The organism is Levilactobacillus brevis ATCC 14869 = DSM 20054 (genome assembly GCF_001433855.1).
Classification (GTDB): Bacteria; Bacillota; Bacilli; order Lactobacillales; family Lactobacillaceae; genus Levilactobacillus; species Levilactobacillus brevis.
In genome coordinates, this window is record NZ_AZCP01000005.1 from 1 (window position 1) to 17580 (window position 17580).

General features: G+C 46.5%; 17 protein-coding genes and 5 tRNA genes. 19 read left to right on the forward strand and 3 right to left on the reverse strand.

Annotated features, from left to right (window positions below; all coding sequences use genetic code 11):
- Window positions 1–13: 13 nt before the first annotated feature.
- From FC61_RS09785 to FC61_RS09835, 11 genes are all read left to right on the forward strand, one after another.
- Window positions 14–86: transfer RNA gene (locus tag FC61_RS09785), tRNA-Asn, on the forward strand.
- 31 nt (window positions 87–117) lie between these two features.
- A tRNA-Thr gene (locus FC61_RS09790) sits at window positions 118–190 on the forward strand.
- 242 nt (window positions 191–432) lie between these two features.
- Entirely contained in the window at window positions 433–753 is a 321-nt protein-coding gene (locus tag FC61_RS09795) for a PTS sugar transporter subunit IIB (protein ID WP_021741507.1), read from the forward strand.
- Window positions 754–1088: 335 nt separating this feature from the next.
- Window positions 1089–2570, forward strand: coding sequence for a peptide MFS transporter (locus FC61_RS09800; protein ID WP_024525671.1), 1482 nt, complete (start codon window positions 1089–1091; stop codon window positions 2568–2570).
- Window positions 2571–2639: 69 nt separating this feature from the next.
- Window positions 2640–3455 (forward strand): metallophosphoesterase, encoded by an 816-nt coding sequence (locus tag FC61_RS09805; RefSeq protein ID WP_080664793.1) that lies wholly within the window; start codon window positions 2640–2642, stop codon window positions 3453–3455.
- 82 nt (window positions 3456–3537) lie between these two features.
- Window positions 3538–3620: transfer RNA gene (locus tag FC61_RS09810), tRNA-Tyr, on the forward strand.
- Between the two features lie 9 nt (window positions 3621–3629).
- A tRNA-Gln gene (locus tag FC61_RS09815) sits at window positions 3630–3701 on the forward strand.
- A gap of 230 nt (window positions 3702–3931) precedes the next feature.
- Window positions 3932–4735: a pyrroline-5-carboxylate reductase gene (proC, locus tag FC61_RS09820; RefSeq protein ID WP_035464384.1), complete on the forward strand. Its 804-nt coding sequence runs from the start codon at window positions 3932–3934 to the stop codon at window positions 4733–4735.
- 85 nt (window positions 4736–4820) lie between these two features.
- On the forward strand, window positions 4821–5963 hold the full coding sequence (gene nagA, locus FC61_RS09825; RefSeq protein ID WP_021741503.1) for an N-acetylglucosamine-6-phosphate deacetylase: 1143 nt from the start codon (window positions 4821–4823) through the stop codon (window positions 5961–5963).
- A gap of 35 nt (window positions 5964–5998) precedes the next feature.
- Window positions 5999–6700 (forward strand): GntR family transcriptional regulator, encoded by a 702-nt coding sequence (locus FC61_RS09830; protein WP_011667315.1) that lies wholly within the window; start codon window positions 5999–6001, stop codon window positions 6698–6700.
- Window positions 6701–6768: 68 nt separating this feature from the next.
- Window positions 6769–7275 carry a GNAT family N-acetyltransferase gene (locus FC61_RS09835; protein ID WP_015473362.1) on the forward strand — a complete coding sequence of 169 codons (507 nt, stop codon included), beginning with the start codon at window positions 6769–6771 and terminating at the stop codon, window positions 7273–7275.
- On the opposite strand, the gene FC61_RS09840 is transcribed toward FC61_RS09835, so the two are convergent.
- Complete coding sequence (locus FC61_RS09840; protein ID WP_021741502.1) at window positions 7217–7957, reverse strand: WecB/TagA/CpsF family glycosyltransferase; 741 nt, start codon at window positions 7955–7957, stop codon at window positions 7217–7219. The two genes, FC61_RS09835 and FC61_RS09840, sit on opposite strands and share 59 nt — an antisense overlap.
- 161 nt (window positions 7958–8118) lie before the next feature.
- Here FC61_RS09840 and FC61_RS09845 point away from each other — a divergent pair, with 161 nt between their 5' ends.
- The 7 genes from FC61_RS09845 to FC61_RS09875 all read left to right on the forward strand — a co-directional run bounded on the left by FC61_RS09845 (window position 8119) and on the right by FC61_RS09875 (window position 14894).
- Complete coding sequence (locus tag FC61_RS09845) at window positions 8119–9585, forward strand: nicotinate phosphoribosyltransferase (RefSeq protein WP_011667318.1); 1467 nt, start codon at window positions 8119–8121, stop codon at window positions 9583–9585.
- A gap of 31 nt (window positions 9586–9616) precedes the next feature.
- The gene (gene nadE / locus FC61_RS09850) at window positions 9617–10447 is read left to right on the forward strand and encodes an ammonia-dependent NAD(+) synthetase (RefSeq protein ID WP_015473364.1); all 831 of its coding nucleotides are present in this window, start codon (window positions 9617–9619) and stop codon (window positions 10445–10447) included.
- 18 nt (window positions 10448–10465) lie between these two features.
- Window positions 10466–10900, forward strand: coding sequence for a hypothetical protein (locus FC61_RS09855; RefSeq protein WP_011667320.1), 435 nt, complete (start codon window positions 10466–10468; stop codon window positions 10898–10900).
- A gap of 238 nt (window positions 10901–11138) precedes the next feature.
- Window positions 11139–13334 (forward strand): Tex family protein, encoded by a 2196-nt coding sequence (locus FC61_RS09860; RefSeq protein WP_021741501.1) that lies wholly within the window; start codon window positions 11139–11141, stop codon window positions 13332–13334.
- Window positions 13327–13806, forward strand: coding sequence for a SprT family protein (locus FC61_RS09865; protein ID WP_011667322.1), 480 nt, complete (start codon window positions 13327–13329; stop codon window positions 13804–13806). The genes FC61_RS09860 and FC61_RS09865 overlap by 8 nt, the downstream gene beginning before the upstream one ends.
- A gap of 13 nt (window positions 13807–13819) precedes the next feature.
- A complete protein-coding gene (gene thrB, locus FC61_RS09870) occupies window positions 13820–14701 on the forward strand; it encodes a homoserine kinase (protein ID WP_035464382.1) in 882 nt (293 codons plus the stop codon).
- A 108-nt stretch (window positions 14702–14809) separates the two neighbouring features.
- A tRNA-Leu gene (locus FC61_RS09875) sits at window positions 14810–14894 on the forward strand.
- Between the two features lie 175 nt (window positions 14895–15069).
- On the opposite strand, the gene FC61_RS09880 is transcribed toward FC61_RS09875, so the two are convergent.
- Entirely contained in the window at window positions 15070–16014 is a 945-nt protein-coding gene (locus FC61_RS09880; protein WP_015473367.1) for an amidohydrolase family protein, read from the reverse strand.
- A gap of 26 nt (window positions 16015–16040) precedes the next feature.
- Window positions 16041–16880, reverse strand: a complete 840-nt coding sequence (locus FC61_RS09885) for an alpha/beta hydrolase (protein ID WP_021741499.1) — start codon at window positions 16878–16880, stop codon at window positions 16041–16043.
- A 124-nt stretch (window positions 16881–17004) separates the two neighbouring features.
- Here FC61_RS09885 and FC61_RS09890 point away from each other — a divergent pair, with 124 nt between their 5' ends.
- Window positions 17005–17556 (forward strand): TetR/AcrR family transcriptional regulator, encoded by a 552-nt coding sequence (locus FC61_RS09890; protein ID WP_021741498.1) that lies wholly within the window; start codon window positions 17005–17007, stop codon window positions 17554–17556.
- The last annotated feature ends 24 nt before the right edge of the window (window positions 17557–17580 follow it).

Here is a 17580-nt window from a genome sequence, read left to right on the forward strand (position 1 = left end):
GCCACGCGATTATTCCGGCATAGCTCAGTTGGTAGAGCACCTGACTGTTAATCAGGTTGTCGACGGTTCGAGCCCGCCTGCCGGAGTCGGGTTAACCAGGTTAACCGGAGGGTATATGCCGGCTTAGCTCAGCTGGTAGAGCATCGGTATCGTAAACCGAGGGTCGGGGATTCGAATTCCTCAGCCGGCATCAGATAATCATCAGTCATTTGACTGGTGATTTTTTTGTGTCTAGTTATAAAAGCGCTTTCACAAAGCTATCTAATTGGTATAGCTTGATTATAAAAATTGGTATATTCCTTAGAATGCCTATGTGGCGGCATAAAAGGCACATAAAATAATATTGATAAATTTAAAATTAGTATTGTGGTCTATGGCTTGAAGTGCTATTCTATATCTATCGAATGAAGAACGAAAAGGGAGAAATCGATCATGAAAAATGTTCTATTACTATCTGGAAATGAAAACTCAAGTCACTTGTTTTTAGGCGAAGCTAAGCGGACTGCTGAAACTCGGCACATGCCACTTAATTTCAGTGCTGCCAGTATTCAGGATTTAACACCGGATATGTTAGCAGAGCAGGATCTTGTATTGCTAGTGCCACGAGCAGTTAACCAAGCTGAAGTGACGACGCTTAAGGCACAAGTTCCGACGATGACGATCCCTAATGATATTTACGGTTGGTTGAACGGTCAGGCATTGGTAAAGTTTGCTTGTGAGAAATTGCAATTATTACCAGTAGCAGCCGTTTAAGGATATCTATGCAAATTTGAAAGCCGATTTGTGAGCATTCACAAATCGGCTTTTTTTATTGATTTTTATTCATTAACTCGGTAACTAGCTGAATGAATAAAAAATAAGAGGATTGCATGAGATGACTAATAATTTCATCATTGTTTTTTGTTGATTTTACGGTCAATGAAGACGTTTTTATCAGGAAAACCGTTGCGTAACAGGACTTCGTGCAGTATAATAACTACTATGTTTTATTAGAGGTCTATGAGACACCGGCGCCATCGGTTTTAACGATGGATGGTGCAGAAAATAAAATTATTCATTTTCAGAAATGCAATGGAGGTATTATCGTTTTGAATAACAAACCGGAAGCAACCAGCGAAGACCGAACTTTCTTCGGTCAACCGCGTGGGTTATCAACCCTGTTCTTCACAGAAATGTGGGAACGGTTCAGTTACTACGGCATGCGAGCTATCTTAATCTACTACATGTACTACTCAGTTACTAAGGGTGGTCTTGGGTTTGATCAAGGAACGGCAGCATCTGTAATGTCGATTTACGGATCTATGGTTTACCTATCCTCTGTCTTAGGTGGTTACTTGAGTGACCGTGTCTGGGGGAGTCGGCGGACTGTGTTTATTGGTGGGGTGCTCATCATGTTTGGGCATATTGCCTTGTCAGTTCCCGCTGGTAAAATGGCTTTGTTTGTCTCGATCCTATTAATTGTGTTAGGTACTGGGTTATTGAAGCCAAATGTTTCTGAAATGGTTGGTGGCCTATATAACGAAGGCGACACGCGTCGTGATTCCGGGTTTACCATCTTTGTGTTCGGGATTAATGTTGGTTCTTTAGTTGCCCCTTACTTAGTCGGCTGGTTAGGGTTAAGTTATAACTTCCACTTAGGGTTCTCCTTAGCTGCTATTGGGATGTTCTTAGGGCTAGTCCAATACTGGATTGGTGGTAAGAAGTACTTGAGCAAAGATAGCCTTTATCCAACCGATCCATTGGAACCAGGCGACATGAAGAAGTTAGTCGTTCGGAGCACAATTGGATTAGTGGCCTTTGTCTTAGTCTTGTTGTTGATGGCTCTCTTGGGTTCATTGAACTTAACCAACTTCGTGCTCTTATTGACCATCATTGCGTTGGCAACCCCCGTAATCTACTTTACAATTTTCTTAACGAGCAAAAAGGTTACGGCCACGGAACGCAAACACGTGTGGGCTTACTTGGGATTGTTTATCGCCGCAATGATTTTCTGGGCAATTGAAGAACAAGGCTCATCTGTTCTGGCCTTATTTGCTGCTAATCAAACCAATAATGTGGTGTTAGGTTTCCACATTCCACCTGCATGGTATCAATCACTGAACCCACTGTTCATCTTGCTCTATACACCATTCTTTGCAATGATGTGGAACCGTTGGGGGAAGAAGCAACCAAGTTCACCAGCGAAGTTCGCTACTGGGATGTTGTTTGCCGGTGCTTCATACTTAATTATGGTGATTCCGGTCGCCTTATTCGGTTCTAGCGCTAAAGTTAGTCCTTTATGGTTAGTCGGTAGCTGGGCAGTTATTGAAATTGCTGAATTGCTGATTTCACCAATTGGATTATCGGTAACGACTAAGTTGGCACCGAAGGCTTTCCAATCACAAATGATGAGTATGTGGTTCTTAGCAGATTCTGCTGGGCAAGCCGTTAACGCTCAGATTGTTAAGCTATATACACCAGGGAATGAAGCTAATTACTTCTTAGGCGTCGCGATTGTTGCCATTGTCGCTGGTATTATTATGGTTGCCCTAGTTAAACCAATTAAGAACTTAATGGCTGGAATTAAATAAGTTTAATTCACTGCTAAAAGTGCTACTCTATTATCGGAGTAGCACTTTTTTAATCGAGGAGATGGGCCTATCGTTCGAGTAGCTTTAACCAGTGATCTTCACTTCGATGTGAATCAGCAAGATACCGCTAAGATCTTACCGCAGATGGCAGCTTATTTAATTGCGCAGCGGGTTGGTGTGTATTTAATCGCTGGTGATTTGACCAACCATTTTGCCCAATCGTTGGCGGCAGTCGAGCAACTGCAGCGGCTAATTGCACCAGCCCAGGTTCGATTTATTGCTGGTAACCATGATATGCTTCATGATATCACGTATGCGGGCCTAGAATCGCCGCTAGCGCCCACTTACTTGCATCGTGGGTATTTAGATGTGGCGGGGACTAACTGGCAAATAATCGGCAATAACGGCTGGTATGACTATCAATTTGCCCACAATCTGTGGGGCCGTGATTTTGCGACGTGGAAACGGGCCTTTTGGGTGGATGGCAGTATCGATCAGCCACAGGGCGATGTTGCCCGTATGGATCGGGTATTAGCCCAAGTAACGGTACAACTCCAACAGGCGCAATTGGCTCACAAGCGGGTCTTATTCATGACACATTTTGTGCCACGGCAAGCGTATATCCGCTATACAACGGATGACCGATTTTGGAATATGGCCAATGCCATGCTGGGGAGCCCCCGCTTGGGACGCTTATTAGAAAGCTATCACGTTCCGGTGGTCCAGTTCGGTCACGTCCATCGGCATTTTAGGCCGCAGACTTTTGGCAATACCACGTATTATAATCAGTCAGTGGGTTATTATAACCGCCGCATTAATGAGTGGACCCAGACGGATTTTATGACTGAATGGCGGCAACGATTACACTTTTTGACGCTAAAATAAAAAAAGTCGCAAAAAGTGCTTGACGGTTTATGCATATTTTTGTATGATAGTGAAGTTGATTCGTTACGACGATTCATCTTTTGGTGGGGTAGCGAAGTCTGGCTAAACGCGGCGGACTGTAAATCCGCTCCTTCGGGTTCGGTGGTTCGAATCCACTCCCCACCATTTTATTATTGGGCTATAGCCAAGTGGTAAGGCAACGGGTTTTGATCCCGTGATGCGCTGGTTCGAACCCAGCTAGCCCAACTAAGAACCAGTCACGGTGTGTGACTGGTTTTTTTATGCGCTTTTTTCCACCCGCAAGCCATTAAAAATTGACAATTTCGACAATTTTCGCTAAAGTCAAACTAACAATTGCTCCAGACCATTTGTGTCTTTACTAGCGATCTCGTTAGCTTATTAGGTTCATCATTGCTAGACCAGTTATGAGGACCTTAGTTAGCGATAGAATGTTTATTGATCAAGGAGGAAGCGGCATGAAGATTGGATTTATTGGCGTTGGTGGGATGGCTCAAGCCATTATTGGTGGCTTATTGCAGGCTAAGACGTTTGCACCAACGGAAATTGTGGTGCACAGTCATCGTAAAGAAAGCTACGAATCCTACGCCCAAGCTCATGGATTACAGACGGCGGAACAAAATAGCGATGTTGCCGATCAAAGCGACTTAGTCGTGGTCGCAGTGACACCGAACGTTGCGGCGAGTGTGTTACAAGAAATCAAGCCGCAAGTCGCTGATGGGCAGACCACAGTGATTTCCATTGTGGCTGGATTATCTTTAGCTGAAATGGCTGATATTTTGGGAGATAACGTTCCGATTTTACGGACACTCCCAAATGTTAACGTTGAAGTGGGGGCCGGAATGACCGCTGTGGCGGCAAATGCTCGCTTGACCGGTACTGATTTAGATGCTGCTTTACGGGTGTTCAATACAATTGGGTCAACGACGACTTTGGCAGAAGACCAATTTGGTGTCTTTAGTGCCTTAGCAGGGAGTTCACCGGCATACATCGACTTCTTTATTGATAGTCTCAGCCGAGCAGGTGTCAAGTACGGTTTAACCAAGGCACAGGCTACCCAAATTGCAGCACAAGCCACTTTGGGGTCAGCCAAAATGGTTTTGGAAAGTGACAAAATTCCGTTTGCCTTGATTGACCAAGTCGCTTCACCCGGAGGCAGTACCGTTGCGGGATTGCTAGCGATGGAAGAAGCGGGGTTGATGACGGCCGTTGTTAAGGGCATTGATGCGACCATTAAGCGTGATGCCGGCGATCCAGCCTAAAAGAATAACATGAGTTGTCTTTCTGGTCTATACCGATTATAATGAGTGTATTGACCACTTCTGGTAAATATTGAGGAGGAGACTCATGAGTATTGTTTTAAAGCACGCGCAGATTTATACGGGTGAAACCGTAATTGACGATGGTTATATTCGGTTTGATCAACAGGTAGAAGCCGTTGGCCCAGTGGCTGATTTTCGGCCACTTCCTGCTGATGAGATTCACGTGGTAACCGGGCAAGTCATTGTTCCTGGCTTTATTGATGTTCATAGCCATGGGGGCTACGGGTATGATAGTATGGATGGGGACCCCGATCAGATTGATAAGATGGTTAATCTGATGTCCTTAGAGGGGATTACGTCCGTATTTCCAACGACGATGACCCAATCTAACGACGCCATTGACCATGCCATGCAGGGCATTGCTATTGCAGCTGAGCGGAATCCGTTAATTCAGGGTGTCCACCTAGAGGGACCATTTATTGCGGCTATTTTCAAGGGCGCACAACCAGAAAAGTACATTAAGGATCCAGACGTGACTTTGCTAGACCGTTGGAACAAGTTATCGGGTAATCGAGTTAAGCTCATTACTTATGCGCCAGAAGATGCTGGCGCCGAGAAATTTGAAAGCTACTGTTTAGCTAATGGGATTGTGCCCTCAGTGGGACATTCAAACGCAACGCGTGAACAATTATTAGCGAGTCGGGCGACTCATGTAACCCACCTCTATAATGCGCAACGGGGGCTACGGCACCGTGAACCAGGGGTGACCGGCCACGCGATGCTGGAAGATAATCTATACTGCGAAATTATCTGTGACGGGTTCCATATTGTGCCAGATATGATTAAACTCGCTTATGAGCAAAAGGGTGCGCAACGCCTAGAGTTAGTGACCGATTCGATGCGAGCTAAAGGGATGCCTGAAGGGGTCAGTGAATTGGGTGGTCAAAAGGTCATTGTTAAGGATCGACAGGCCCGCCTAGAAAGTGGCAATTTAGCCGGTTCTGTTCTGCGTTATGATGAAGCCTTTCGCAATGTCATGGCCTTCACGGGCTGCTCGGTAGCGGAAGCGGTTCAAATGAGTTCCGTTAATCAGGCAGCTGAATTTGGGTTGACCCAAAAGGGCAAGTTAGTTCCTGGTCGGGATGCTGATTTGAATCTGTTAGACCGGAGCTTAAACGTCAAAACGACTTATAGTTTGGGACGTAATATGCAAAATTTAATTAAGTAATTTAAAGTGTGATTTTAGAAGGGACGTTGGTTGCTGTGAGTTCACCGATTTATATTCAAATTCATAATGACATTAAACGGGCAATTGAAGCCGGAAAGTGGGCAGTGGGCGACCGAATTCCATCTGAACGGGAGCTGTCGCGGAATTTTGATGTGAGTCGGATGACGTTACGGCAAGCCATTCAAACCTTAGTAGATGAAGGTATTTTGGAGCGCCAGGTTGGTTCTGGAACCTACGTTGCGAATCAAAAGGTTCAAGAAAAAATGTCCGGGGTAACTAGTTTTACGGATTTGATGCTGACCCAAGGGAAGCAACCAACCAGTAAGACTATTTCCTACCATGTGATGAATCCTTCGCTGAGTGAAGCGGAAAAGCTGAAACTAAATGAAGACGATCAAGTCTTGCGGATGGAACGAATTCGTTATGGTGACGATGTGCCAATCTGTTTTGAAGTGGCAACTGTGCCAGAGAAGCTAGTCGATGGGTTGAGTAAAAAAGAAGTGACGAGTTCTTTGTACCGAGCCTTGGAAGATAAAAAGCAATTGAGTCCAGGGAAGGCCCAACAAACGGTTTCAGCGATGTCTGCTTCCGAACGCATTGCGGAATACCTGAGTATTAAACGGGGCGACGCTATTTTACGGCTCCGTCAGGTCACGTACCTACAAGACGGAACGCCGTTTGAATATGTGCGGACCCAATACGTTGGCGAACGATTTGAGTTTTATTTGGAAAAATAAATAAAAGTGCCTCACAAGCGTTAAATTAACGCGATTGTGAGGCACTTTGTGTAAAAGCAGGTGAAGCGATGATCACGATCAGACCAGCGCGGGCCGATGATGATTTTTCGGCACTCGCACAACTCTATCTAACTGCGTGGCAGACGAGTTACCAAGACATGTTACCAGCAGACTTTTTGAATCAGTTAACTGTCGATCAATATCACCCCGAAGCAAATTGGCAGCACCTGTTCGTGGCTGTGAATGAGCAGGATCAGTTTGTCGGTGTCTGTTCATACGGCCCTTCCAGGCGACAACGATTTGCGGGTTACGGCGAAATCAATTCCATTTACTTGTTGCCGACACAGCAGCGTCAGGGAATCGGGCAGCGTTTGATGCATGCTGCCTTGGGCACCTTACGTGCTAATGGATTTGATCGTATTGTCTTGTGGGTGTTGACGGATAATCAGGCGGCTCAACACTTTTATTGGCACGTCGGGTTTCGACCAACAACGGTAACGATGACCCAGGGACCGCTTAACGAGACGGCTTTTGTTTGGCTTGCTGACGAACCAAGCGGAGATAATGGGGAATAACGGCGATTCGTTTGAGACGCTTGGGCTCTTTCAATGTTCGGTATAGCCACTCGATGTGATGGTCTTGCCAGAATTTTGGTGCACGCACAACGGCACCAGCCAGAACATCGAAACTACCACCGACGCCCATCCACAAACCGTGAGTCACGTGACGATGGTCGGCAATGAATTGTTCCTGTTTGGGAAAGCCTAGAGCTGCGAAGACCATGTCTGGTTGTTGCGCCTGGATATCGGCGACAATTGGTGTGGCGTCTTTAAAGTAACCGTCGTGAAGGCCCACAACCTGTAAGCCGGGGTAATCGCGGGCAAGCACTTCTTTTAATTGCGCAATTACCGTGGGCTTGGCCCCTAGAAAATAGGCGGACCGATGTTGGTCGCTGCCCCATTTCAGAAGAGCTTGTAAGGTATCAAAACCGGTAATTCGTTCTGGGAGCGGTTGGTTGAGGATTTGAGCCCCATTTAAGATACCAATGCCATCTGGGGTAATAAAATCGGCCGTGAGTAGTAATTGTTGGTAGTCGGGATGATCGTGACCGTACATCACAATTTCTGGATTGGCAGTAACGACAAAGGTGTTTTGTTGCTGGATAATCCGGTGCTGTACTTCGGTGAGAAATTCCGCCGCAGTTGTTTTCACAAAGGGAATATCTAAAACGGTGACGGTTGGAAAGGTCGATTGCATGAGGTGACTCCTTTCAAGGATTGATTCGCCAATGACCTAAGTCATCGGATCCACATTAAATTTTATGACGCTCTGTTTGTTTCATGCTAAAATAGGGCTATTAGTACGAGAACTAAAAGAGAAGAGTCCGGCTTGAAAACCAGCTAAGGGAGTAGCTTATTATGACGAATTTGTATCCTGACGACAGTTATACTCTGCATACGGATGCCTATCAGATCAACATGATTCAGACGTATTACGAACAAGGAATTGCCGACAAACACGCTGTTTTTGAAGTGTTCTTTCGCGATATGCCCTTTCAAAATGGGTACGCGGTGTTTGCTGGCTTAGAGCACATTGTTCATTATATCCAAAATCTCCATTTTTCCCAAACAGATATTGATTACTTACGGGAAGCTGAAGATTATTCAGCTGAATTTTTAGATTACTTAGCTAATTTTAAATTTCGCGGGTCCATTCGTTCTGCGGTTGAAGGCGAGTTGGTGTATGCCCATGAACCGCTGCTGCAGGTTGAAGGACCGCTGGCCGACTGCCAATTAGTCGAAACGGCTATTTTGAATATTATTAACTACCAAACTTTAATTGCCACTAAAGCCGCTCGGATTCGTTCGGTAGCCGGGGATGACGCCCTTATGGAATTTGGGACACGACGCGCCCAGGAATTTGATGCGGCTATTTGGGGCACCCGGGCCGCTTACATTGGTGGCTTTGATGCAACTTCAAATGTGCGCGCTGGAAAGATTTTTGGGATTCCGATTAGTGGCACGCATGCCCATGCGTTGGTTCAGACTTACGGCAATGATTATGATGCCTTCATGGCTTATGCGCAGACCCATCATGACTGTGTCTTTTTAGTGGATACCTATGATACATTGCGTAGCGGCGTGCCCAATGCCATCAAGGTGGCCCAAGAACTGGGTGATCGAATTAATTTCCAAGGGGTGCGGATTGATTCCGGCGATATGGCCTACTTGTCTAAACGGGTGCGTCAAAAGCTGGATGAAGCAGGATTCCCTAATGCTAAAATTTTTGCATCTAATGATCTAGATGAAAAAACAATTCAAAGCTTGAAGATGCAGGACGCTAAGATTGACGTTTGGGGAATTGGAACCAAGTTGATCACCGCCTTTGATCAACCAGCTTTAGGTGCCGTTTATAAGATGGTGGCCATTGAAAATGATGCCGGGCAGATGCAAGGAACGATTAAGCTATCCAATAACGCTGAAAAGGTCACAACACCCGGTAAAAAACAGGTTTGGCGGATTACGAAGAAGGCCGATGGCAAGACTGAGGGGGATTATGTGGCTTTGATTGACGAAGATCCACGGAATGAAGACTCTCTCTTCATGTTCCACCCCAGCTTCACGTATATCAATAAGACCGTTAACGACTTCAACGCGCGTCCCATTTTACAACCAATTTTTGAAGATGGTGAATTGGTGTATAAGTTACCAACGCTATCAGCGGTTCGGGATCGGTGTCGTGGTGCCCTAGCCAATCTGTGGCCAGAATACAAGCGAGACTTGAATCCCCAAAAGTATCCGGTCGACTTGTCACAAGACTGTTGGGATCATAAAATGGCGATTATCAAAGAGATTCATAGTTACGTTCAAAAAATGCCTGAATAAATAGGTAAATGAGTGAAGGGGGTTGTCTGAAATGCGAGCAAAACAACGAGAAATTATTGATGCCTTGAAGGTTAAGCCAACGATTGATCCGGCAACGGAGATTCGACGGAGTGTTGATTTTTTGAAGGCTTATTTGCAACGATATGACTTTATGAAAACGTTGGTGCTAGGAATTTCTGGTGGGCAAGATTCAACCTTAACCGGCCTGCTTTGCGAACAAGCTGTGACGGAATTACGCCAGGAGACCGGCGATAATGACTATCGGTTTATCGCGGTTCGTTTACCCTATGGCGAACAGGCCGATGAGGATGATGCCATGATGGCGATTGACTTCATGGATGCCGATGAGGTCCAGCGAGTTAATATTAAGCCGGCAACTGATGCGATGATTCAGGCGGTTGAAGCAAGTGGTAAGCCGATTAGTGATTTTAACAAAGGCAATGTTAAAGCGCGCCAACGGATGATTGCCCAGTATGCCATTGCCGGTGCTCGGTCCGGTGCGGTCGTGGGTACAGACCATGCCGCGGAGGCTGTGACGGGATTTTACACCAAGTATGGCGATGGGGCGACCGATATTTGTCCGATTTGGCGGTTGGATAAGCGTCAAGGAGCTGCGATGCTGGCCCAACTAGGTGCTCCAGAGCACCTATACAAGAAGGTACCAACGGCTGATTTGGAGGATGACCGACCAGCATTACCTGACGAGGCTGCCTTGGGCGTTCGCTATGAGGATATCGACGACTATTTGGAAGGGCGGTCTGTTAGCGAGGCAGCGGCGAGTCGAATTGAAGACTGGTACGCCAAGACCGCTCATAAGCGGCATTTGCCGGTAAACGTTTACGACACGTTTTGGCAAGAATAGAAGACGGGGGATTAACTGATGCGAAAAAATGATATGAATGGTTATATTCAAGCACTATCGCGCGTTTTACAAGGCACTGAAGATGCCGCTGGCGAAATGAATACCGACTTCGAAACGATGCGTGGGGCGATTGACCACCAAACAGTTGGTGAATTATCGCAGGTTGAGCTGCAAAAGATCGTTGATAATTTCCAACGTGGGACTGATGGTTATGAAGCTAATTTAAATAAATTGGAACAGACTAGTGTGCCCGTCCGTGTATTGGGCAAGCACAAGTCCTTAGTAGCTGCTTATCGGACTTACGTGGAGGCTTGTCAGGCAATGACTGATAGTATTGATGTTGAACATCAAACAGCCGATCAAGCCGCGTTTGACGCAGCTGAAGCTACGCAAGAAAATGCGATGGAAAAGGTTACCGCGGCAACGCAACGGATTATGACCAGTCCAATGTAAGCTGTTAAAAAGCCCGAGGCTATCTCGGGCTTTTTTGGTATTAGAATTGCTGGCCTTCTGGTCGCGGCAAATGGGCTGGAACGTACCGGACACGACTTACGAAGAGGTTGAGCTTCGAGACTTGTGGATTTGCAAGGTGCCCATTTGGCAACCGAAACGATAACGCCTAACGACCAAAGCGGGTTAGGTTCCCAGAACATGGTATAATGCGAGTATGAAGAAATAACGGAGGGGTTGCATGGCAACGAAACAAGAAACAGCTTTAAGTGAATTAGCTCAGCCAATTCATCAAACGTTGAGTCAATATCGTGTGCGGCAGATTCAAGCCGTCTTGACCCTATTGGATGAAGGTAATACGGTGCCCTTTATCGCTCGGTACCGAAAAGAGCGGACGGGATCACTAGATGAAGTCGCCATTCGCGATATTGAAGACGAAGCCCATCGGCTGACCAAATTGAATCAACGGCGCGACGATGTATTAAAGCTGATTGCAGAGCAAGGTAAATTAACGCCGGCACTCAAAGAAAACTTGATGCACGCAACTGTGCTACAACAGGTGGAAGATCTTTATTTGCCATACAAGCAAAAGCGGCGCACCAAAGCAACGATTGCTCGGGAAGCCGGGTTGGCACCGCTAGCTAATTGGTTATTAACGTTCCCAACGGGTGGCTTAGATGAACGGGCAGCTGCTCTAGCGGCCGCAGATAAGGGATTGCCTGATGTGGCGAGTGTCTGGGCTGGTGTCCACGAAATCTTGGCAGAAACATTTAGTGAACAGGCCGCCTTTCGTGAATGGATTCGACGTTATACGTGGCAGCATGGAGAGTTAACCAGTAAGCTTAAGCGCGGGGCCGCTACGGAGGATGAACAACAAGTTTACGCGACGTACTATGAATTTACGCAGAGCTTAAAGCAGGTGCCGCCGTATCGGGTGTTAGCGATTAATCGGGGTGAACGAGAAAAGATCCTATCTGTGGGAATTAATGTTGATGCGACGTCCATTCTGCAATATGGTCACTTTCGGCTAGTGGGTCAGCACCGCGGACCAGCTGTGGAAAAAGTCACAGCGGCATTTGCGGATGCTTATAAGCGCTTTTTAGGCCCGGCAATTGAACGGGAATTACGCCGACAATTAACGGATCAGGCCGATGAACATGCCATTCAAGTGTTTGGCAATAACCTGTATCACTTGTTGATGCAGGCACCCCTCAAAGGGAAAATTGTGATGGGGTTTGATCCGGCGTATCGAACCGGTTGTAAGCTAGCAATTATGGATGCTAATGGTCGCTTTTTAGCTAAACAAGTCATTTATCCACATAAGCCGGCCGATGCTAAGAAACGGGCGGCGGCAACACCAGTATTTAAAAAATTGCTTGAGGACTATCACGTTGAAATGATTGCCATTGGTAATGGGACCGCTAGTCGTGAATCCGAAGAATTTGTGAGTCAAATACTGAAGACATTGAACCGGCCAGTGTACTATGTGTTGGTCAATGAAGCCGGTGCCTCAGTGTACTCGGCTAGTGCCAATGCGCGGACTGAATTTGCTGATTTTCACGTTGAAGAGCGGTCAGCGGTCAGTATTGGTCGACGGTTGCAAGATCCTTTAGCTGAATTAATTAAGATTGATCCGAAAGCTGTCGGGGTCGGGCAGTACCAACACGACGTTCCCGAAAAAGCGTTGGATGAACAACTTGATCGAGTCGTTGAAACGGCGGTTAACCAAGTTGGGGTTAATGTTAATACGGCAAGTCCCGAATTGCTCACCCATATTTCGGGCCTAACAACGACGACTGCTAAGAACATTGTCGCTTACCGTAACGATCATGGCGCCTTTAACAGTCGGCAGGCCCTGCAACAGGTGCCTCGTTTGGGGCCGAAAGCCTACCAACAAGCGGTGGGCTTCTTACGAATTATTGAGGGCAGTGACCCGCTGGATAACACGGATATCCATCCGGAAAGTTATTCAGCCGCCCGTCAGCTATTAACCGGGTTGAACCTCACAACCACGAGCGTTGGCACCCCGCAATTGCAACAGCAATTAGCCAAACTCAATCAGCAACAGTGGGCGAACCAGTTGAGGATTGGACCAGCAACCTTGGCGGATATTGTGACCGGGTTAAGTAAACCTGGTCGTGACTTACGGGATAGTATGCCAGCCCCGCTGTTACGGCAGGATGTGTTGACGATGGCCGACTTGCAACCGGGAATGGAATTGCAAGGTACCGTCCGGAACGTCGTTGATTTTGGTGCGTTTGTGGATATTGGGGTTAAGCAGGATGGCTTGGTCCACATTTCCCAGTTAGCTGATCACTACGTCAGTGATCCTAGCACGGTAGTCACAATTGGTGATGTGGTGACAGTTTGGGTGTTGAGTGTTGATGAGAATCGCCAACGCATTCAGTTGACGATGAAGCAGGCTGCTCGTGACTGATGCAGAACTTCAGCGGCTGGTCGAGCACATTTCTCAAGTCAGCTTTGGTCGTCCGTTTCGCCACCAAGCCACGTTTAACGCACGACTGCGGACGACGGGCGGGCGATACCGACTGACCGATCACAACATTGAATTGAATCCCAAAATGTTAACTGAGCATGATTTAGCTACGCTAATTGGCGTGATTAAGCATGAATTGTGTCACTACCATTTACATTTAGCCGGGCAGTCGGGACAACATCGCACGGCGGCCTTCAAACAGCTATTAAAGCAAGTCGGCGGCTTACGATTTGCACCAGCACCGGCCCCGGTCATCAAGCCCCGCCATTGGCAAATGTATCAGTGTACCCGGTGTCAGCAGGTCTATTACCGGGCGCGAAAAATTAATGTGAATAAGCTCGTGTGTGGTCGGTGTCGGGGACGACTAAAGTGGCGGCAAACCATCTTAGCAACGACTCGGCCGCATGCATAAGGAGGTCAAAATCATGGGAAAGACAATTATTCGGGTACCAGCGACAGCGGCAAACCTCGGTCCTGGTATTGATTCAATTGGAGCAGCGTTACATTTATACTTGACGGTGATTATTGAAGAAAAGACAGAAAAGTGGCGGGTTAATCATGCCTTAGGGACAGAAATTCCTCGGGATGAAAACAACTTGATGGTCAAGACGGCCTTACAGGTTAACCCCAAGTTGACGCCCCATCAATTGACAGTTATGTCGGATATTCCGGTATCTCGCGGATTAGGTAGTTCAACGAGTGCCATTATCGCTGGGATTAAGATTGCCAATGAGTTGGGTGAAATGGACTTAACAATTCCGGAACAGTTAAACTGGGCCGTTAAATTGGGCGGTGAGTTGGATAATGTCGCACCAGCGTTGTTGGGACAGGCGGCGGTCGCCACGGTAAATGAAGATGAGACTACGGCAATCAAGTTACCCTTGCCTGAGCTGCGGGTTTTAGTCTTTATCCCAGGCCAAAAGTTACTAGCACGCAAGAGTCGTGAGGCTTTGCCAAAGGACTTGCCATTTGCGACAGCGGTTCATGCCAGTGGTGTGGCGAATGTCTTAGTGGCGGCATTGCTGACCAAGGATTGGGAATTAGCAGCGAAAATGATTGAACGCGATGAATTTCACGAACAAGCGCGTTCACAGTTGGTGCCTGAATTGAAACAAATCCGGGATGCAGCCCATGAGTTGGGGATCACAGGAACGTACCTAAGTGGGGCTGGTCCAACAGTTGTGACCTTTGGTACATCGGCGCAAGTGACGCTATTGCGGACAAAACTGGCGAAGCTTGATTTGGCCGGTAGTCTGCGTATCTTGGATTTGGACCCTGATGGTGCTACGGTTTTGACGGACGCTTAGACGTTGGCCTAGGCGGTTAACGACTAAATAACCAATTATTTTGAATTAACTTACAAAAAATATTGTCAGGATGAAAATCATTTGGTATACTATTTCTTGTGAGTTAATGCGGCCATGGCGGAATTGGCAGACGCGCAAGATTAAGGATCTTGTCCGGGTAATCCGGGTGGAAGTTCGAATCTTCTTGGCCGCATCTATAACGAAAAAGAGTGAGGATCAGCGGTAAAACGTTGATTCTCGCTCTTTTTATTTCACTGAATGAGAACGCAAGGCGCAGATCGTCCTCACAAAAAAGATACTTAGAACAACACAGTCAGTGTCTGCCAAGTACCTTTTAGTATATCTAGCGTTAGAAATCTTGCGTTAAGTTACAGCTTGAATAATCGCTGGGCATTTTGACGAAACATCTTGGTCTTAAGGGACGGGGATAGTAAATCAGTGGTTTCCAATTTATTTGCTAAGCCAATCACTGCTGGTGTTGGTGTGTAAGGTGTGTCGGATGCGTATAATAATTTGTCGGGGTCAATTAATTCAAGGAGTGCCGGTAATTGCTGCGATAATACCATACCAGCAACGTCAAAGTATTGGCTACTCATGACACTTTGAATATCCAATTGTTCGGGGGTTAACTTAGGATTTAATCCCCTAGCAAAAGGAATTCGATTAGCCACTAGGGGTAAGACGGCACCTGCATGGGGGATGATAAATTTAATGTTTGGGTACCGGGTAAAAATACCGTGGGTCAGCATATTGACGACCGTGCGAGTGGTATCAAAGAAGAACTCTAGAATGGGCTGTGGCACGTCTTGATTGACGTGGGAATCGATTATTCCGGGTGCATTAGGGTGTAAGGCCACAATAGCATGCTGATCGTCTAAGGCCTGCATGATGGGGTCCAGTTGTGGATCTCCAAGATAAACGCCGCGTGAATTAGTGGGTAAGGTAAACCCCGCAGCTTGGCCGTCAGTGGCGATTTGCTTAATCGTTGATAGGCTTTCGTCAACGTAAGGAAGTGGAATTGAGGCGAAAAAACCAATCTTATCCGGGTACTTATTATGCTGAGTCGTGGCATACTCGTTAACTTCGGTCGCTAAGTCAAAGGTGCTGCTAGCCTCTCCGGTATTAATATGGGGTGAAGAGATGGAAAGGATTGAGTAATCAATTTTAGCTTGATCCATGATGCCTAACGTGGTGTCGATACTGTATTCGGGGGTTTTAACACCATCACCCATATCGTTGAACTGATCCTTTAAGAATTTTTTGTAGCCCGGTGAAAGATAGTGGGCGTGAACATCAATTTTGTTATAAAGCATATCAACAGCTTCTTTCTATGTGACTTTTAACGAAAAATGGCGGCCAAGGTGGTGGCAAAGCCCTCTGGTTTTTGGGCGTATCCTAAATGACCGCCAGGAATATCGTAAATCGTAACGTGCCAGTAGTCTGCTAAAAAGTGGTTAACCATCTGCGGATAAGAGCCTAGAGAATCGGTACCGTTAAGCAGGCTAATCTGATCACGGTATTTCTTCAATTGGTCAATATCAATTTGCCGACTGGTGTATTGGCGAATTTCGTATTTGAACCAATACTGCATCCCCTTGATTCGCTGATCAGTGGCTACAGCATCAGCCTTAACGGCAGGCTTACCCATCATTTGGGCGTCTAGCTGACCAATACGCATGGCCTTAAAGAATAACGTCATAGCGGCTTGCATATCACCATCTAGAGCCGTGGCAACGATTTCGTTATTTTTGGCCTGATCCGTATGTGCGCTCGGCAAAAAACTATTGATGGGTGGTTCATGAAAGGCAATCTGTTCCACGATGTCTGGAAAGTCTTGGAGCGTTTCCATGGCAACGATTGAACCAGATGAGCTTCCCATAAGGTAGACTTTTTGGTGGGGACTTAGAAAGTGAGCCAACGCGTTGACATCGGCTGCATCGGTTTTGATCCGGTAAGTGTTAGTGATATCCGCGATATCGTCTGGGGTCGGGGCGGTCAATTCGCTTTGCCCATAGCCACGACGATCGTACATAACGACTGTGAAGTGATTTTGGAGAAACTTGGCGGCGCCGGCAAAAATGTCACCAGTTCCGTTGGCTCCGGGAATCATGATCAGTAGCGGACCAGTTCCCAGCGTTGTATACGCAATATTTGCATCTTTAACTTTTAAAATAGCCATCGCCAATGCTCCTTGTTTTATGATTTAATGAACGTAGTCGTTTGAAGATTCAAACGATAAAATGTATTATAGACTCATGCCATGAGTCTGACAAGTCAAAAGTCTAAGGGGAGTGAATTTAATCATGAAATCAGGTGTTTTAACGCGGGAGACAGTCTTACAACAAGCCGAGACAATCGTTGCCCAGAATGGCTTTTCCAAGTTAACCTACAATGGATTAGCCCGGCAATGTGGCGTTAAACCGCAATCGTTGTATCGTTACGTCGATAATATTGCTGATGTTAAAAGTGGTGTAATTTCCCTTTACATTCAGCAATTAACGGCAAATATTGCCAGTCAACTCACCGAAGATACAGGTAAGACGGCACTTTTACACGGTGGGGTATTATTTTTAACGCAAACACAGATGGGAATTAGTTTTGCCGACATGGTTGCTGGAATTGTCGAGTTTGGGGAGAACCAACAAGTCCGAGCCGCACTTAATGATTTAAGGGACATGTTTGGTCAGTACATCGAACAGGTAACGACTGATCCTAGCCAGTTGGAGATGAACAAACGCCTTTATTTTGAGATGTGTATCGGGAACATTGCGCTATTTAATACCAGCACATTTCCGGTTGACAAGGGCGTCCAGATTTTACAACAGAATCTAAAGCGGGTCTTGGAGTTGTTTTAATAACTGACAAAAAGAATCAGTCTG

Excerpts from the sequence above, each read along its gene's own strand:
- FC61_RS09795 (WP_021741507.1), top strand. The coding sequence starts at position 433 with ATGAAAAATGTTCTATTACTATCTGGAAATGAAAACTCAAGTCACTTG.
- proC (WP_035464384.1), top strand. The coding sequence starts at position 3,932 with ATGAAGATTGGATTTATTGGCGTTGGTGGGATGGCTCAAGCCATTATT.
- nagA (WP_021741503.1), top strand. The coding sequence starts at position 4,821 with ATGAGTATTGTTTTAAAGCACGCGCAGATTTATACGGGTGAAACCGTA.
- FC61_RS09835 (WP_015473362.1), top strand. The coding sequence starts at position 6,769 with ATGATCACGATCAGACCAGCGCGGGCCGATGATGATTTTTCGGCACTC.
- FC61_RS09840 (WP_021741502.1), bottom strand. The coding sequence starts at position 7,957 with ATGCAATCGACCTTTCCAACCGTCACCGTTTTAGATATTCCCTTTGTG.
- FC61_RS09845 (WP_011667318.1), top strand. The coding sequence starts at position 8,119 with ATGACGAATTTGTATCCTGACGACAGTTATACTCTGCATACGGATGCC.
- nadE (WP_015473364.1), top strand. The coding sequence starts at position 9,617 with ATGCGAGCAAAACAACGAGAAATTATTGATGCCTTGAAGGTTAAGCCA.
- FC61_RS09855 (WP_011667320.1), top strand. The coding sequence starts at position 10,466 with ATGCGAAAAAATGATATGAATGGTTATATTCAAGCACTATCGCGCGTT.
- FC61_RS09860 (WP_021741501.1), top strand. The coding sequence starts at position 11,139 with ATGGCAACGAAACAAGAAACAGCTTTAAGTGAATTAGCTCAGCCAATT.
- thrB (WP_035464382.1), top strand. The coding sequence starts at position 13,820 with ATGGGAAAGACAATTATTCGGGTACCAGCGACAGCGGCAAACCTCGGT.
- FC61_RS09880 (WP_015473367.1), bottom strand. The coding sequence starts at position 16,014 with ATGCTTTATAACAAAATTGATGTTCACGCCCACTATCTTTCACCGGGC.
- FC61_RS09885 (WP_021741499.1), bottom strand. The coding sequence starts at position 16,880 with ATGGCTATTTTAAAAGTTAAAGATGCAAATATTGCGTATACAACGCTG.
- FC61_RS09890 (WP_021741498.1), top strand. The coding sequence starts at position 17,005 with ATGAAATCAGGTGTTTTAACGCGGGAGACAGTCTTACAACAAGCCGAG.